At 63.1% G+C, this 1999-nt stretch carries 3 protein-coding genes; all 3 read right to left on the reverse strand.

Annotated features, from left to right (window positions below):
• Positions 1-557: hypothetical protein (locus tag B4A72_RS05010; RefSeq protein ID WP_292978182.1), on the reverse strand; the 557-nt coding region annotated here is incomplete at its 3' end.
• 168 nt (positions 558-725) lie between these two features.
• Positions 726-1265: a helix-turn-helix transcriptional regulator gene (locus tag B4A72_RS05015; RefSeq protein WP_292951035.1), complete on the reverse strand. Its 540-nt coding sequence runs from the start codon at positions 1263-1265 to the stop codon at positions 726-728.
• 24 nt (positions 1266-1289) lie between these two features.
• Positions 1290-1772, reverse strand: coding sequence for a hypothetical protein (locus B4A72_RS05020; RefSeq protein ID WP_292951037.1), 483 nt, complete (start codon positions 1770-1772; stop codon positions 1290-1292).
• Positions 1773-1999: the final 227 nt, after the last annotated feature.

Consider the following 1999-nt stretch of genomic DNA (forward strand, 5'->3'; position numbering starts at 1 on the left):
TCGCCGGTCATGCCATCGCCCGTGGTATCGTCATCGGTGCTGCTGTCCTCGCCCATGCCGTCGTCGGACGCATCGTCATCGCCATCCATGCCGTCAGCATCGGAATCGGTCGCAGCACCCGCGGAGGCTGCCGGAACATTCCTTGAATCGCCGGCCGAGGCTCCTTCGGGTTCGCGGCGCAGCTCTTCGCCATTCACCGAAACCAGGCTTCCATTGGCCACGCTGTAGACCAGCTCGATCGGCTGTCCATCGCGCTGCGCGGTGACGGTCATCATCGGTCCTTCGCGCAGGATGCGGACATCGGTAAAGCCCTGCGCAATCAGCGTCTCGGCAACGACCTGATCGTTTTCGACCTGGACGACCAGCGGATAAGGCGATTCCGTCACCGCTCCGACCGAGGATTCCGCATCTGCGGCGGCACCGGGAACAATGGCCGTGTTGCCATCTTCGGTCTCGATTCTGGTCGCGTCATGGGCCAGGGCGGTGGTGCCCATCAGGGCTGTCAGGGCAGCGATCTTGCCGCCCGCCATCATCATCTTCATGGTATTGCTCAGCATGTCTAACCTCCGTCATGCGGTATGGAGGCCAAACGCGCGGCGGAAGCCATGCGGTTCATCTGCCGCTGCGTCATGCGAAACGAAAGCGGTTTTCCGCCGACCGGCACCGAGGCCCTTTGAAGGGGACCGCAGGGGCGAGACGACGCCGGTGATCCCTTCGCCAGCGGATCATCGTCCCGTGGCGCCGATCAGGGAATCCTTGCGTGGCTGCGGCTGGATCGGGGAAAGATCAGGATCGAACAGATCCTCGATAAACAGGCTGAGCAATTGCGGCCTGCTGGTCACGCCGGCCTTGCGGTAGACCGAGGTGGTCTGAGCCTTGACCGTGCCTTCCGATGTACCGCGCAGGGCGGCGATCTCCGACACGGACAGTCCTTTCAGGGCGAAAAGCGCCACGTCCCGTTCAGCCGGGGTCAGATTCCATTCGCAGAACCGCTGCGCAGTCAGTTCCATGAAGGCGGTCGAGGCACGGCGAAGCTTGGCCTCGGCCGCATGCCGGCCGCGCAGGGTCATCACCAGCATCCGCGCGCCCAGCCCGATCCCACCAAGCAGTCCCGCCGCGGCGGCGATGTCCAGATATTCGGTATACTGCCAGGAAAGAGGTTCGAAATAGATCCCCGCCACCGACAGCACCATGTCGCGCACCAGATAGGCGGCCGAGACAGTCTGCAACATGAGAATGACGATCAGAGGAATGTGCTTCAGCATCGGCGAACCCGGTCGACCGCGGACCTATCCATCGTCCGAGCCCTCACCGCCTTCGGAATTGCCTTCCGACCGATCGCCTGATTGGTCACCGGAGTTGTCGTGCCCGTTGTCGCCGGTCTCGTCACTTCCCTCTGCGGTGGGTTGCTTTCCATCGGAACCCTCTTCGCCGTAGTGACCGATCGCTATGCCCGGCCGCGAGCGATCGCTTGCCGTCGACGGATCCGGGCCGTCGAACTGGCGGGGGCGCCGCAACAGGTCGCGCAGAATCGCACCGTTTCGCGGGTCGATCACGATTTCCCGGTCGAAGCGATCTTTTCTTGCCGTAATGACCAGCTTGCCCAGAAGTGTCCGGCGTGCCGTCACGTTGCGATAGCCCTGCGACAGAAGTTGCCTCGTCACCTGAGACGAGATGTCCGAAGGTTGATTTTCCGTCTGGGTCGTGGGCGCAGGCGCCACCTGCGTCGCGGTTTGTGCGAATGCGGATGTTCCGGCAATCGTCGCGGTCACCAGCGCGAAAAAGAGTCCAAGACGGGCGTCTGATATCGTCACGGTTCTTTCCGGATCCAGACAGGAGGACGGGCGCGATCGCGCCCGTCACCTGGGGTTTGCAAGCACCCGATTTGCGGGATTCCGCGCTCGGCGGGTTTTCGGATTATCGGGCGAAGGCCGGCGGCAATCAATCCTGTTGCTCACCATCGGCATGGTTGTCGGAGCCACCCGGGCCATCATCCGCC

The organism is Paracoccus sp. UBA5162 (assembly GCF_002413585.1).
GTDB lineage: Bacteria > Pseudomonadota > Alphaproteobacteria > Rhodobacterales > Rhodobacteraceae > Paracoccus.

Excerpts from the sequence above, each read along its gene's own strand:
- B4A72_RS05015 (WP_292951035.1), bottom strand. The coding sequence starts at position 1,265 with ATGCTGAAGCACATTCCTCTGATCGTCATTCTCATGTTGCAGACTGTC.